Source organism: Sulfuricella sp., from assembly GCF_035531155.1.
Classification (GTDB): domain Bacteria; phylum Pseudomonadota; class Gammaproteobacteria; order Burkholderiales; family Sulfuricellaceae; genus Sulfuricella.
Window position 1 is genome coordinate 84699 of sequence record NZ_DATKTK010000042.1, and the last position, 14203, is coordinate 98901.

General features: G+C 56.7%; 15 protein-coding genes. 13 read left to right on the forward strand and 2 right to left on the reverse strand.

Annotated features, from left to right (window positions below):
- Nucleotides 1–84 precede the first annotated feature (84 nt).
- From VMV64_RS08620 to pal, 5 genes are all read left to right on the forward strand, one after another.
- On the forward strand, nt 85–756 hold the full coding sequence (locus tag VMV64_RS08620) for a response regulator transcription factor (RefSeq protein ID WP_325329550.1): 672 nt from the start codon (nt 85–87) through the stop codon (nt 754–756).
- Between the two features lie 67 nt (nt 757–823).
- A complete protein-coding gene (locus VMV64_RS08625) occupies nt 824–2023 on the forward strand; it encodes a HAMP domain-containing sensor histidine kinase (RefSeq protein ID WP_325329551.1) in 1200 nt (399 codons plus the stop codon).
- Between the two features lie 225 nt (nt 2024–2248).
- Nucleotides 2249–2431: a hypothetical protein gene (locus VMV64_RS08630; protein ID WP_325329552.1), complete on the forward strand. Its 183-nt coding sequence runs from the start codon at nt 2249–2251 to the stop codon at nt 2429–2431.
- A complete protein-coding gene (locus VMV64_RS08635; RefSeq protein WP_325329553.1) occupies nt 2428–4134 on the forward strand; it encodes a SulP family inorganic anion transporter in 1707 nt (568 codons plus the stop codon). The genes VMV64_RS08630 and VMV64_RS08635 overlap by 4 nt, the downstream gene beginning before the upstream one ends.
- A 35-nt stretch (nt 4135–4169) precedes the next feature.
- Complete coding sequence (pal, locus tag VMV64_RS08640; RefSeq protein ID WP_325329554.1) at nt 4170–4688, forward strand: peptidoglycan-associated lipoprotein Pal; 519 nt, start codon at nt 4170–4172, stop codon at nt 4686–4688.
- 30 nt (nt 4689–4718) lie between these two features.
- On the opposite strand, the gene VMV64_RS08645 is transcribed toward pal, so the two are convergent.
- A complete protein-coding gene (locus VMV64_RS08645) occupies nt 4719–5279 on the reverse strand; it encodes a carbonate dehydratase (RefSeq protein WP_325329555.1) in 561 nt (186 codons plus the stop codon).
- The gene (locus VMV64_RS08650) at nt 5276–7063 is read right to left on the reverse strand and encodes a SulP family inorganic anion transporter (protein WP_325329556.1); all 1788 of its coding nucleotides are present in this window, start codon (nt 7061–7063) and stop codon (nt 5276–5278) included. Before VMV64_RS08650 ends, VMV64_RS08645 begins: the two co-directional genes overlap by 4 nt.
- A 177-nt stretch (nt 7064–7240) precedes the next feature.
- Here VMV64_RS08650 and VMV64_RS08655 point away from each other — a divergent pair, with 177 nt between their 5' ends.
- The 8 genes from VMV64_RS08655 (at nt 7241) to VMV64_RS17405 (ending at nt 13424) form a co-directional block, all read left to right on the forward strand.
- Nucleotides 7241–8191, forward strand: a complete 951-nt coding sequence (locus VMV64_RS08655) for a chromate resistance protein ChrB domain-containing protein (protein WP_325329557.1) — start codon at nt 7241–7243, stop codon at nt 8189–8191.
- A 10-nt stretch (nt 8192–8201) separates the two neighbouring features.
- Complete coding sequence (gene chrA / locus VMV64_RS08660) at nt 8202–9539, forward strand: chromate efflux transporter (protein ID WP_325329558.1); 1338 nt, start codon at nt 8202–8204, stop codon at nt 9537–9539.
- A gap of 13 nt (nt 9540–9552) precedes the next feature.
- Nucleotides 9553–9873 carry a rhodanese-like domain-containing protein gene (locus VMV64_RS08665; RefSeq protein WP_325329559.1) on the forward strand — a complete coding sequence of 107 codons (321 nt, stop codon included), beginning with the start codon at nt 9553–9555 and terminating at the stop codon, nt 9871–9873.
- Nucleotides 9874–9920: 47 nt separating this feature from the next.
- Nucleotides 9921–10382 carry a chromate resistance protein ChrB domain-containing protein gene (locus VMV64_RS08670; protein ID WP_325329560.1) on the forward strand — a complete coding sequence of 154 codons (462 nt, stop codon included), beginning with the start codon at nt 9921–9923 and terminating at the stop codon, nt 10380–10382.
- A gap of 7 nt (nt 10383–10389) precedes the next feature.
- Nucleotides 10390–11589, forward strand: a complete 1200-nt coding sequence (locus tag VMV64_RS08675; protein WP_325329561.1) for an MFS transporter — start codon at nt 10390–10392, stop codon at nt 11587–11589.
- Nucleotides 11590–11721: 132 nt separating this feature from the next.
- Nucleotides 11722–12159: a putative iron-sulfur cluster-binding metallochaperone gene (locus tag VMV64_RS17400; RefSeq protein ID WP_414718871.1), complete on the forward strand. Its 438-nt coding sequence runs from the start codon at nt 11722–11724 to the stop codon at nt 12157–12159.
- A gap of 438 nt (nt 12160–12597) precedes the next feature.
- The gene (locus VMV64_RS08680) at nt 12598–12801 is read left to right on the forward strand and encodes a dodecin family protein (RefSeq protein WP_325329562.1); all 204 of its coding nucleotides are present in this window, start codon (nt 12598–12600) and stop codon (nt 12799–12801) included.
- Between the two features lie 89 nt (nt 12802–12890).
- On the forward strand, nt 12891–13424 hold the full coding sequence (locus tag VMV64_RS17405) for a metal-dependent hydrolase (RefSeq protein WP_414718873.1): 534 nt from the start codon (nt 12891–12893) through the stop codon (nt 13422–13424).
- The last annotated feature ends 779 nt before the right edge of the window (nt 13425–14203 follow it).

Here is a 14203-nt window from a genome sequence, read left to right on the forward strand (position 1 = left end):
TAAGACGAAAAACCGGTGTTTTTTTTTGCAATAAAAATTCTTTTTTGCCGAGTTCGGCTGAATTGCTGTCATGCCAAAGAGACGATGAAAATTCTCCTGATAGAAGACAACCGCGACCTTGCGCTGAATATATTTGATTATTTCGAAGCTAAAGGCCATACCATGGACTTGGCTGGAGACGGGTTATCCGGGCTTCATCTTGCCGCATCGAATCAGTACGACGTTCTTATCCTGGACCTGATGCTGCCCGGCATCGACGGACTGACGTTATGCCGGCGGCTCCGGGAAGCAGGGAGACATACACCGGTTTTGATGCTCACTGCGCGCGATTCTCTGGACGACAAGATCGCCGGGCTGGAGGCGGGGGCCGACGATTATGTGGTGAAGCCGTTTGCGTTGCGGGAAGTGGAGGCGCGCTTGCTTGCCCTCTTGCGGCGTGCACAAGTGCGCAAAGGTCCGTCCGTGCTTCAGGTGGGCGACCTGTCTTTCAACCCCGACACCCTCAAGGTGATGCGTGCCGAAAGAATCATAGAACTGCCCCCGATTCCGCTAAAAATCCTTGAGATATTAATGAGACACTCCCCGCGGGTGCTGCCACGGGAAGAGATGGAACGCGGCATCTGGGGCGATTCGCCTCCCGACAGCGACGCCCTGCGGGCGCACCTTCATATCTTGCGCAACGCCATCGACAAACCGGCGGACAAACCGCTCATCAGAACCCTGCGGGGGATCGGTTACCAAATCAGCGATGACTAGCGTCCATCACAGCCTTCGGTTCCGGCTCGCATCAACGTTTGCCTGGTTTGGCGCATTGGTCAGCCTGTTGTTGTCGCTAGGACTTTCCTTTGCTACGCACAACCTCGGCGAACGTCTAATGGATGAGACGTTGCGGGCGGAGATCGAGGACACCATTTCCCGCCGGTTGCGCAATCCGGATTCCTTGCCGCCTGCGACGATCAGTGTGCGCGGCTATGTGCATGTGCCGGGCCGGAGTGCGGAAGACATGCCGCCTGAACTGCTCAGACTCAATCCCGGTAAGCATCAGTTGACGCTGGGCAATATTCCTTACCGGGTCGCCGTCGTGGACCAGGGGGATAAGCGTTATGTCATGCTGTTCAATGAGATGCGACAGCGACAGCGCGAGGAGCAGTTCCTGTTTGTCCTCATAGCCGGCGCCCTCATCATGACGCTGGTTTCTGCGGCAATCGGCTGGTGGCTGGCGGGGCGGGTGGTCGCGCCGGTAACCGAGCTTGCCCGGCGAGTTAGCAAAGCGAGTCCGGAGGACGAAGTGCTGGATGTCGCAAAGGGATTTTACAACGACGAAATCGGCAAACTCGCCCGGGTGTTCGGCGCATACCTCAAGCGCATGCGAGCGTTTATCGACCGGGAACGTGCTTTTACCGCGGACGTCAGCCACGAGCTCAGAACTCCACTATCTATTATCCAGGGCGCCGTCGAACTGATGGAGGATGATGATCGCCTCGACGAAAAGCAACAAAAGCGCATCGCGCGGGTTGGACGCGCAGCCAGGCAGATGATAGATCTCACCTCCGCCCTGCTGATGATGGCACGGGAAAATACTCCGGATGAACCGGTCGAGCCGGACTGTGATGTATGCGACGTAGTCAGAGATGCCGTTGCGACACACCGCCATCTTGTCAGCGCGAAAACAAAGGTCGAACTTGCTTACTGTAGCCACCCTCGAATTGCCGCCGAGCGCACGCTCCTTGGCATCGTGGTAGCTAACCTGATCCGGAATGCATTTGCCTACACTGAATCCGGCACGGTTGCCATCGTGGTGGACGACAACTGTTTGACCGTAACCGACACCGGCCGGGGAATCCACGAGGAAGAAATCGGTAAAGTCTTCCAGCGGCATTTCAAGGGATCGACCAGTACCGGTGCAGGCATCGGGTTATCTCTGGTCAAGCGCATCTGCGACCGGTACGGTTGGGAGACGGTCATCGAAAGTACTGAAGGCCGCGGTACCACCGCTCAGTTGTTCTTCGCCGGATATTCTTGAAGCTTCTGCGATCGTTTAACACTTCCTTGACACTTCCTTGACGCGAGCTTGACGGCCGTCATTGTAGGATGGCGACGTGTTGTCAAGCAGACTGAATGAGTTAAAGCAGTCTGCCAATGCGGGCCGTGCGACTCTCAATCACTGGTTGTTGTGATGGGGTTCCGGTATGAGCCAACCCTGTGTGTGAGCGATCAAATGAGAATATCTTCGGCATCAGCCTCTTTCATGGAACACCCTTCCGAACCCGACCATGGTTTCGACTCGCCGCTGGCCACCGTGCGAGCAGCGTTGAAGATGTTTTTTCGAAAACTGGATCGGATGTTTACGGCAATTGCCTACGCCGAGGCGGGAAATCTGGATGCGGTACAAGAGATGCTCGAACAAGACAAGGCGCAGAAAAAACAATGAACGCCTGGGTTCATCGGCTGCCTATCGCCAAATTACTGACTATATTCCCCGATACAATCAAGAATGACCTGGTGGCCGGGGTCACCGTATCGCTGGTCGCCATTCCGCAATCGCTCGCCTATGCCCAGCTCGCCGGCGTTCCGGCCTACTACGGCCTCTACGCGGCACTGATCCCCACTATCGTTGGCGCCTTGTCCGGGTCTTCCAGGCAACTTTCGACCGGCCCGGTTGCCATGACCTCGCTTTTGACTGCTGCCAGCGTGGCTCCGTTGGCAGCGCACGGTAGCGAGATGTTTTACGCCTATGTCGTCCTGTTGGCCTTGCTGTCCGGCATGTTTCAAGTCCTGTTTGGCGCATTGCGGATGGGCGTGCTGCTCAACTTCCTGTCCAATCCGGTATTGATGGGCTTCATCAATGCCGCAGCCATCATTATCGGACTTTCGCAACTTCCGACCCTGCTGGGCATTTCCGCTAACCAGTCCAGTCACTTTCTTCTCGATATCTGGCAGGTGCTCATCCACATCGATGCTATGCACATGCTATCGGTGGCCTTCGGGCTGTCGGCAATCCTGTTGCTGGTTGCCTTCAAGAAGTTGGCGCCGAGGCTGCCGGGCGTGTTGATCACGGTGGTTTTGCTGACCTTGGTCAGCTACGAGATCGGGTACGCCGGTTTGGGTGGAAAGGTCGTTGGCGTCGTGCCGCAGGGTTTGCCTTCCTTCAGTATTCCGCTCCTTGACTGGGACGCCACTAAAGCACTCATTCCCGCCGGATTCGTCATCGCGCTCATCAGTTTCATGGAGGCCATGTCCAGCTCCAAGGTGATTGCTCTCAAGACCCGCCAACCCTGGGATGAAAACAAGGAGCTTATCGGCCAGGGCTTGGCAAAGATCGCCGCGGCCTTCTGTCATTCCATGCCGGTCAGCGGGTCTTTTTCCCGTTCCGCCCTGAACCTGGCCACCAATGCGCAGACGGCTTTTTCTTCAGTTGTTTCGGCGGTATTCGTATTGCTGATGCTGCTGTTCTTTACCCCCTTGCTATACCACCTGCCCAAGCCGGTTCTGGCTGCCGTCATCATGATGGCCGTCATCGGCCTGGTTAATTTCCGGTCGATTGCCAACGCCTGGCGTGCCAGTCGAGACGACGGCATCGCAGCCATCGTGACCTTCCTGTCCACGCTCGCCTTTGCGCCGAACATCCAGAACGGCATACTCACCGGCATCATCCTGTCTCTGGCTTTGCTGCTCTACCGAATGATGCAGCCTCGAGTTGCGGATCTAGGATTGTACGAAGACGGAACGCTGCGGGATGCGCGCCGGCACAATCTGCCTCTTTTGCATCCCAAACTTGGCGCGATCCGGTTCGATGGGGCGATCCGGTTTATCAATGTTTCATATTTCGAAGATGCTCTTTTGACGTTCGAAAGAGAAAACCCATCGGTTCGCCACATCCTGGTGAAATGCAATGGGGTTAATTATCTGGATGCATCGGGAGTCGAGATGCTTTCTAACCTGATCAGCCGTTTAAAAAATAACGGTATTACTTTGGGTTTCAGCGGCCCCAAAAAACAGGTTCGAGAAGTCATGGATAATACCGGCTTGAGCCAAAAGATCGGTACCGACAATATCTTTTCGAACGATCAGGAAGCCTTCGATCAGCTGTACTTGCGCGGAGTGATCGATACGCGAATAGGGCGGTCACTATGACGGATGTTATTCATTCAATATTTAAGGGGTAATTCATGAAAGGTTTGTCTGCTTGCTTATTGGGCTTGTTATTCCTGGCCGGATGTGCGGACCAGGGTGTGAAGGATCAGCCCAAGGCGGCGGTTGAGGACAGAGGCGCAACTCAGGCTGGCGCGGATGCCAAGCCTGCGGGTCGGCAGTCGGTGGCGGCCAATCCGCTGAAAGATCCCAACAACATCCTCTCCAAGCGCAGCGTGTATTACGATTTCGACAAGTCTGACGTGAAGGCTGAATACAAGCCGATGGTCGAGGCGCATTCCAAGTATCTGACTGGCAACAAGGGCGCCAAGGTGGCGGTGCAGGGCAACTGCGACGAACGCGGCAGTCGTGAGTACAACATTGCTCTGGGCAACCGCCGCGCCGATAGCGTAAGGAAAATGATGAACGTGTTCGGCGCGTCCGACAGCCAGATTGAGGTCGTCAGCTTCGGCGAAGAGAAACCTCGCGCCGCCTGTCGTGACGAATCCTGCTGGAAGGAAAACCGCCGCTCCGATATCGTCTACCAAGGCGAGTAAGTCAGCCCTGCAATTGGGTTGTATGAAGCTTCAGAATTCGTTCTGAAGTTTCTTGTACCCCTTCACCAGTTCGTGGTTGGCTTTCAGTACTGATTCGGAGAAGTCGCTGGCTTGGGGTGAAACCTGCGCGATCTTGCCCAATTCTTGGTTGGAATGGACGTTGGTGGTGGAAGGAATATGAAAATACGCGGGCACTTCGCAGTGCTCCACCACTGAATTGTGCCGCACCACCGAGCCATTGCCGATCACGCAGTCAAATAGCACCGAGTTGAAGCCGATAAATACGTTTTCTCCCACGATGCACGGACCATGCACTATGGAACGATGGGCAATGGAGGTGTTTGCGCCGATTTTGACCAGTCCGCCCGCCTTGGAGTGAATGACCACTCCGTCCTGGATATTGGAATTGGCGCCGATGACGATCGGCTCCATCTCGCCCTGTTCGTTGACTTCATCGGCGCGGATCACCGCGTAGGGGCCGATGAAGACATTTTCCTCGACGATGATCTTGCCGCAGAGAATCGCGGTGTTGTCCACATAGGCGGATTCATGGATGACCGGTAAATCGCCACTGGGGTTCTTGCGTATCATTCTTTTCTCGCTTCGCCGTCTGGTAAATGGGTTTGGCACTCGGGGAAAATGCGGTATTTGCAGTTACGGCAGATTTCCGGGTCGAGAGTGCTGTAGATCGGCTTGATCCAGTTTGACATGGCGGGGAAGAAGCCGCCCTCGCCGATGTCGTCCAGCTTGTCGGATTTGCGCAGGAATCTGTAGATGGAATCCTTGCATCGGTAGAAATAAAGGCCGCCGCCCATCTTGCGCCGGCGGCGCGCTTCCTGGGCCAGCATTTCCGCGCCCGCCACGTCGACGAAGTTGATGCCACTGGCGACGATCATCACCGATTTTTGATCCGGGTTGGCTTCGTCGATCTGGGTCAGTCCGTTCTGCACAAAATCCACGGCACCGAAAAAGATTGCACCATTGATGCGCACAATACGGAACTGAGGACATTCGTGATGGCCGTGGGCATCCACGAAGTGGTAGGCGCCTTCTTCCTTGGCGGGTACCACTGGATCAATCGCAGGGCGCGAAACGCGGTAAAGGTAGAGCGAAAGCGAGAGAAGGATGCCAAAGAAAATGCCCTTTTCCAGATCGACTAGCGTGCCGATCAGGGTCACCCACAGCACCACGGTTTCCGCTCTGCTGGTCTTGCCGATGGTAGCGATGTGGTGGAAGTCGATCAGGCCCCATGCCACCAGAAACAAGATCCCGGCCATGGCGGCATTCGGCAGGTAGGAGGCGAGCGGCGCGACCAGCAGCAGGATCAGCACCAGGAAAATCGAGGCGTAAACCGTTGCCAGTGGGGTCTGTGCACCGGAAGCGTAGTTGACGCCGCTGCGGTTGAAGGAGCCGCAGGAAGCATAACCGGAGAAAAAACTGCCGATCACGTTAGCCAGCCCCTGGCCGATAAATTCCTGGTTGCCGTCGATGCGCTGTTCGGATTTGGTGGCAATGGCGCGGGAAATGGAAACCGCTTCGGTCAGCGCCAGCATGGTGACAACCAGCGCCGGGAACAGCACTTTGTGGATGGTGGCATAGGAAAAATCGGGCAGGGACAGTGGCGGAAGATGAGCCGGCAGGGCGCCCACCGTCTTGATCTTGGTGATGTCTACGCCGAATTCCATATTGATGAAATAAGCCACGACACTACCTGCCACCATGGCTACGATCATATAGGGGAATTTGGGGAGGAATTTCCTGGCCAGAATGCCGGTCGCCAGCGTTACCGCGCCGACTGTCGTGACATAGGGGTTGAGGTTGCCAAGATGCAGAATCAGTTGTTCGATCACGACATGGAAGTGAGCGCCGCGCTCAATGGCAATGCCGAAGAAGCTCTTCACCTGACTGGCGGCGATCAGCAAAGCCGCGCCTGCGGTAAAGCCGATCACCACCGTGTGGGAAATGAAGTTGACCAGCACCCCCATGCGCGCCAGCCCGAGAATCAACTGGAAAAGGCCAGTCAGGAAGGTCAGGGTGAGTACCATGCTGACAAACTGGGGTGATCCTGGTTCGGCAAGGTGACTCACCGCTGCAAACACCGCAATCGAGATAGCGGTGGTCGGCCCGGAAACCAGATGCCAACTCGACCCGAACAGGGCAGCGATGATGGCCGGCACCATGGCGGCATACAGGCCGTATTCGGGCGGCATGCCCGCGATGGTGGCGAAGGCTACCCCCTGCGGCAGCACGATCAGGGCGCCGGTGATGCCGGCGATCAGGTCGGCCTTGTTGGAATCCTTGCTGACCATGGGAAACCAGCGCAGGAAGGGGAATACTTTATAGAGCAGGAGGGGGCAGCAGGACGGGTTGAGCACGATATTTCCTACAAAAATTTGATGTGAAGTTTTTTGATTGGCGAATTATCGTTTTTTTTCAATCTTCTTGCAAGTAATGCAGGGCCTTGATTTTGGAGGCTTATGATTTTATTGATTTGTAACAAGCGATACAATATAATGTAACGATCAAAACAAATTAATGTGGAATTGGGTAACATGAGGGCATTCGGGACGGATAAATGGTTGGTGATCGTGTTGAGTCTGCCGACTTCGAACGCGACTTTACGCACGCGCATATGGCGTGCGCTCAAGGGGCTGGGGTGCGCGGTATTGCGCGATGGCGTGTATCTTCTGCCAGCCGGACGCGGTTTGCGCCAGGCACTCAAGATGTATGTTGAAGAGGTCAGGCAGGGGGGGGGCAGTGCTTTTCTGTTGAACGTCAGCAGCGCCGGGGGAGAGGAACGGGCCGAATTTCAGGGTCTGTTTGACCGGCGTGCGGAATATCGGGGTGTCGTGGAGAAAGTCGATGCATTCAAGGCCGACTTTGCCGCACTGGATACGGTGATGGGACGCCGCCAGCTCAAGGCGCTGCGCCGCGATCTGGAGGCAATCATGGCGGTGGACTATTTCCCCGGTCCGACCAAGGAGGAGGCGGAAGACCGGCTGGCTGAAGTGGAAACTCTGTTCTTTGCCAGTCTGTCTCCTGGCGAACCACGAATGGCATCAGGTGAAATCGCTCCGCGTGAGCGCGCAGCCTATCTGGGTCGCGTGTGGGCGACGCGCCAGCATGTGTGGGTTGACCGTCTGGCGAGCGCTTGGCTGGTCCGTCGTTTTATCGATGCAGATGCCCGTTTTGTGTGGTTGGAAAATCCCGAGACCTGTCCTGCCGGGGTCGTTGGTTTCGACTTCGACGGTGCCGAATTCACCCATGTGGGCAAGCATGTCACGTTTGAGGTGCTGCTCGTCGCATTCGGGCTGGACAAGGATCCGCTTCTTGGTCGGATTGCTGCTGTTGTGCATTTTCTGGACGCCGGCGGAGCCTCGGTTGCCGAAGCTCCCGGCGTGGAAATGGTACTGTCCGGTTTGCGCCGCCAGTGCGTCGATGATGATGCGCTGCTGGCACAGGCCATAGGGGTTTTTGATTCCATGTATGCAGCCAGCGAATAAGGAGATCCACATGTCGGACCATGAAGCAGCCCCTGCTCCCGTCAGCCTTTCCGAGGCATTCAAGTACTGGCTGAAACTCGGCTTCATCAGCTTTGGCGGTCCGGCGGGGCAGATTTCCATGATGCATCAGGAACTGGTGGAAAAACGTCGCTGGATTTCGGAGCGCCGCTTTCTGCATGCCCTCAACTATTGCATGCTGTTGCCGGGACCAGAAGCGACGCAGCTTGCCGTTTATATCGGCTGGATGATGCACGGCGTTGGCGGCGGCATTATCGCCGGCACGCTGTTCGTCCTGCCGTCGCTGTTCATATTGATCGGGCTTTCCTGGGTCTACATGGCCTTCGGTAGCGTGCCGGCGGTGGCGGGGATACTGTACGGCATCAAGCCTGCGGTAACGGCCATTGTGGTTTTCGCGGCTTGGCGTATCGGCTCCCGCGCCCTCAAGAATAACGTGCTGTGGGCCATGGCAGCAGCGGCGTTCGTGGCGATCTTTGCCTTCGACATACCGTTCCCGGCGATTGTCCTGGCGGCGGGCGTTCTCGGCTACGTCGGCGGGCAGGTTGCGCCCGACAAATTCAAGGCGGGCGGCGGACACGGCTCATCGGACAAGGATTACGGCCCGGCCCTGATCGACGACCATACCCCGTCGCCTGAACATACGCGCTTCTCCTGGGGGCGGCTGATCGGCTACAGCGCGGTCGGATTGGCGATCTGGGGCGGCGTCATGGCGGCACTGGCAGCTTCCGGCGGCTGGCACGGCGTGCTGACCCAGATCGGCTGGTTCTTCACCAAGGCGGCGTTGTTCACCTTCGGCGGCGCCTATGCGGTCCTGCCCTATGTCTACCAGGGCGGCGTCGAGCACTATCAGTGGCTCACCGGGCCGCAGATGATAGACGGCTTGGCGCTGGGTGAAACCACGCCGGGACCGCTGATCATGGTGGTAGCCTTCGTCGGCTTCATCGGCGGCTGGACCAAGGAAATTTTCGGCACCGACAGCCTGCTGCTGGCTGGCGCGGCTGGAGCGACGGTGGCTACTTTCTTCACCTTCCTGCCGTCGTTCCTGTTCATCCTCATTGGCGGCCCGCTGGTGGAAGCCACCCACGGCGACCTCAAGTTCACCGCGCCGCTGACGGGCATCACCGCCGCCGTGGTGGGCGTGATCCTGAATCTGGCGATGTTCTTCGCCTACCATGTGCTGTGGCCGCATGGCTTTGCCGGTGTGTTCGAATGGTTCTCGGCGTTGATCGGCATCGCTGCCTTCATCGCCCTGTTCCGCTACAAGATCGGCATCATGCAGGTGATCGGCGCCTGCGCGGCAGCGGGGCTGGCGTTTAAACTGATTTTCTGAGGAGCATTAAGAAATGGACCGCACGATTTCCCCCAACGATCTCAAAAAACTGAGAAATTCATCACCCTTTGCATTGCTCGATGTGCGCCGAAAAAGCGATCTCGATGCCTCCCGGGAAAAAATCCTGGGCGCTACCTGGTGCGACCCGGACGCGATGGATGAATGGCTAGACAAGATACCCAAGAATCGCGAAGTGGTGCTCTACTGCGTGCGCGGCGGTTCGGTCAGCAATGCCGTGGTGGACGCCTTGCAGGCCAAAGGCGTCCAGGCCCGCTTCATCGAGGGCGGCATCGAAGGCTGGAAAGCGGCAGGCGGCGACACGGTGGGCAAGTAGCCTCTTTTTGCATACTTGTGGCAGGTGCATATTTTCAGGAGAAAACCATGAAGTGGATCACCCGAGAGCGCCCGAAGATCGACCGTATCGCCTGTCCCTGGCTGATCGCTCGTTTCATCGACGAAGCGCCGGAGTTCCTTTATGTGCCAGGTAGCGACGTGATGAAACTTGCCGCCGAAACGGGTGCTGTTCCCTACGATGTGTCCGGCGTTGAACTGGGCCACCATGGCGAGCAGTGCAGCTTTGATGCCTTCATCGCCAAATATAACCTGACCGACCCGGCGCTGGCCAAGCTTGCGCGCATCGTGCGCGCCGCCGACACCGGCACTCCCGAGTTGGCGAAGGAGGCGGCCGGGTTGCTGGCGATCTCGAAAGGGTTGTCTCTCAATTTCGAGGATGACCACGAAATGCTCAAACACGGCATGGTCATCTACGATGCGCTTTATGCCTGGTGCGCGGAAACGCCGCTGCAGAAAGTGATGGGGCTGCTGCGCCGCGCAGCGAGCTAGGCGAAACATGCTTCGCGACCGGCGCATCCTCTATACCACCGCCTTTCTGCGGGCGCTGGCTACCGGCATGATGGGGGTGCTGCTGGGAATTTATCTTGCCCGCATGGCGTTCACCCCCTCGCAAATCGGCCTGGTAATCAGCGCCGGCCTGGCGGGAGCGACGCTGGCCGCCTTGCTGGTGACCTTCGCCGGCGACCGTCTGGGCAGGCGCCGCCTGTTGTTCTGGCTGGCGTTCCTGAGCGCGCTGGGCGGCGCGGCGGCGGCGTGGTATTCCAGTCCAATCGCGGTGGGTATCGCCGCCTTTATCGGCATGCTCAACGGCATGGGGCGCGACCGCGGTGCCGCGCTGGTGCTGGAGCAGGCGATCATCCCCGCTACCGCCACCGATCAGGAGCGTACCCGCGCCTTTGCCTGGTACAACGTGCTGCAGGATATCGGTCATGGCGTCGGCGGATTGCTGGCGGCGCTTCCCAGCGTTTTGCGCATGGCCGGAATTGGCGAGCTGGCGTCGTTCCAGGCGGCGGTGATGTTGTATGCCTTGCTGTTGTTCGCTACTGCCGTGCTTTACCTGCGTCTTTCGGCTCAGGCGGAAGCGCCGCTTAAACAGCCCCGTTTGGTCGTCTCGCCGCACAGTCGCAAGGTGCTGTGGCGCATTTCCCTGCTGTTTGGACTCGACAGCGTGGCCGGCGGCTTTGTCGGTACGGCGCTGCTGTCGTACTTTTTCTACCAGCGCTTCGGCGTGTCCGAATCGCTGATCGCCGTACTGTTCCTCGGCGCGCGCGGCATGAACGCCATCTCGCACCTCGGCGCCGCCTGGCTGGCCAAACGCATCGGGCTGGTGAACACCATGGTGTTCACGCACATTCCTTCAAGCCTGTTGTTGGTGACCGTCGCCTTCGCCCCGAATTTCTGGGTGGCGGCAGTGCTGTTCCTGTTGCGCGAGGGGTTGGTGGAGATGGATGTACCGACGCGCCAGTCCTACGTGATGGCGATGGTGCGGCCGGAGGAGCGCACTTTCGCTTCCGGAGTCACCCACCTGGTTCGGCTGGGCGGCTGGGCGGTAGCGCCTTCTTTTGCAGGATTCCTGATGCAGTTCCTGGCGCTTTCCACCCCGCTGTTCATCGGAGCGGGGATGAAGATCGCCTACGACGTGATGTTGTATCGGGCGTTTCGCGGCCTCAAGCCGCCGGAGGAGCGGGAGAGGTAACTCAGCGTGGGCTGGCCTGTGTATGGGAAGCGGATGTTAGACCTGCTTGTGCCACTTGCGGCCATTCGAGTTTTCAAGAAAAGGAGGATAATCTCCCGGCGTGTGACACTAGAAATTTCAGGGTAGAACGATATGGCCGATTGCTGCTCTTCTTCAGAATGCAAGACCACGCGCCCGAATAGGTATCGGTGTCCGGCTAATGGGATTGAATATATGGAAGTCTCGGAAAGAACCATTGCTCATCACATAAAGCATTCGTGGCAGTGGGACGGCAAAGGCCGGTGTTACTTTTTCTGTGATGACCCAGATTGCGACGTCGTCTATTTTGGGGACGACGACTCCGTTATCCTGAAGTCGCAGCTTCGAACCAAGGTAGGGGCGAAGGAGACATCCGACGAAGCAATGCTTTGCTATTGCTTCGGGGTCACCAAAGCCGATGCGCTGAACGATCCAGGTATTAGAGATTTCGTGGTAACGCAGACAAAGCTTGGGCTTTGCTCGTGCGACACCAGCAATCCATCTGGACGTTGCTGCTTAAAGAGTTTTCCGCGTAACCGCGACACTGAATGACCGAGAAGGGTCTAGGCTGTGTAAAAACGCATAAATGTTTGGTGGTTACGAGCGTTGGCAGGCTGTTGCCGTTGTGATCTGCCGAAACTATTTTCGGAACTACTGTAGAAATTAAGCCTTCGAATCCCAACTTGCGCAGGTCGAGTTGATCGACGAACACGTCAACGACCCGAAGACGTATATTGGTGAACGTTTTTACACGGTCTGAGTCGCACAGCGACCATCGAAACTCTAATAGATATTACATACCTTCAAAAGAATCGGGCTGCCGCACTTCCCCAATCCCTATTTGTACTATATTGAAATCAACCCGACTTTGTCGATCTACCGTTAACGCCGGCGTTCTTTGTCCGCGTGCATGTCACGGCAAATCTGCGGAACGCTTTAAACACGAAGTTCCCTTGAAGTAATACCGTATTAGCCGCAAAGGAGAAGATCATGTCAAATGTGGTAAAAGTCATTGAATTGCTTGCCGAATCAGATAAAAGTTGGGAAGACGCTGCTGCGCAGGCCGTTGAGCACGCCGGCAAAACCCTCCACAACATCAAATCCATCTATATCAAGAATTTCGAGGCAAAGGTGGAAGGCAACAAGATCGTTAAATACCGTATCGACGCCAACATTTCCTTCCTGCTCGATTAGCGCTTTTCCTGCCGGGAATATCGCCATTCAGGACATCCATGTAGCAGTCTTGGCGGGAGAAATCGGGCGACTATTCCAGGTTATTTTTATTGGCAACCGTAGTTTCTCATCTAGCCGTCCCTCTAGCGCTGACCATGGCTATAGGCTCCGGCTTGGTACCGCATCAGCTCACGACGCTAGCCGTCATCTGCTCAGTGCTCCCCGACCTTGACGCGCTCGGGCTTTGGGTCGGTGTTCCATATGCGCACCCCCTTGGACACAGAGGCATCACGCACTCACTTCCGTTTAGCGCGGCAGTGGCTGGCTTCGGCTTCGCCTTTGCTTCCCAGCTGGGTTGTCAGCCTTGGGTTACCTTCTTCGTGCTCCTCGTCAGCACTGCGTCCCATGGATTGCTTGATGCGCTGACCAACGGCGGTCTTGGCATCGCGTTCTTCACTCCATTCTCGAACCGGCGATACTTTCTTCCGTGGCGGATCTTGGAGGTGTCACCGCTTGGCCTGTCGGCGTTTCTTTCGCCTCGAGGCTTATCTGTTCTAATGTCCGAAGTGCGCTACGTTTGGTTTCCCTGCCTGTTGGTGGGGTTTGTGGGGATTGCTGTACGCAGACTATACGGCGGGACCTGATGTGACCCAGTATTTTGCAGGTGCACAGGAATTCGAGCTTGCCTTGGGCAGGCTGACTTTCCAGAGGACTCCGCTATTCAGCGGCCGGCCAGTGCAGGACGACAGGCTTATCTACACCGAGCGACATCGGAGGGTTTCGTCGCCGTTTCAGCCGACGAGCACGTGTCTGAGTAGTGCCGCGGCTTGGGACGGTCATCACCTGTCGTCAAATGGCCGTTCAGCCTAGGATCAGAGACACTAAGTAGCCCTGAAAAACTCTAATTTTTCGAAACGCTGAAGTTTTGCCAAAAGTCCGTTACCCATACAAAGGCCATTAACTGCCTTTGTATGGGCGAATCAGACGCCCCACAACGAACCATCAGGCAATACACGATCCCCGGCACGTCCTTCGAAGGAAAAGTTGCCAAAGAGGCTTAAATTTTTTCAAACGCCATGAAAAAAGAGTTTTTCAACAGAATTTGCCGAAAGCCGTCACTGGCTGGGCGCAAAAATTACGCTGCTCAGCGTCTGGTCTTCGCTACTTAGGCGACCTTCAGGAGGGTTGGTCCGGTAACTTCAGTTCGACCTAAGCTGACGGTCAGGAAGGCCATGCTGATCAGACGCCTGCGCTTGGCTCATTCCTGAGCTCGTAGAAAATCCCCCTTTTTCACATTCAACCCAGTCCGCCTTTTAATAAAATAGTTGACTGAAATAGTCTGGATTGATATAGTTGACTAAAATAGTCGGACATCCACTCTGGGGCGATGAGTATGCTCCTGGACAAGGTCAACCAGACCGGC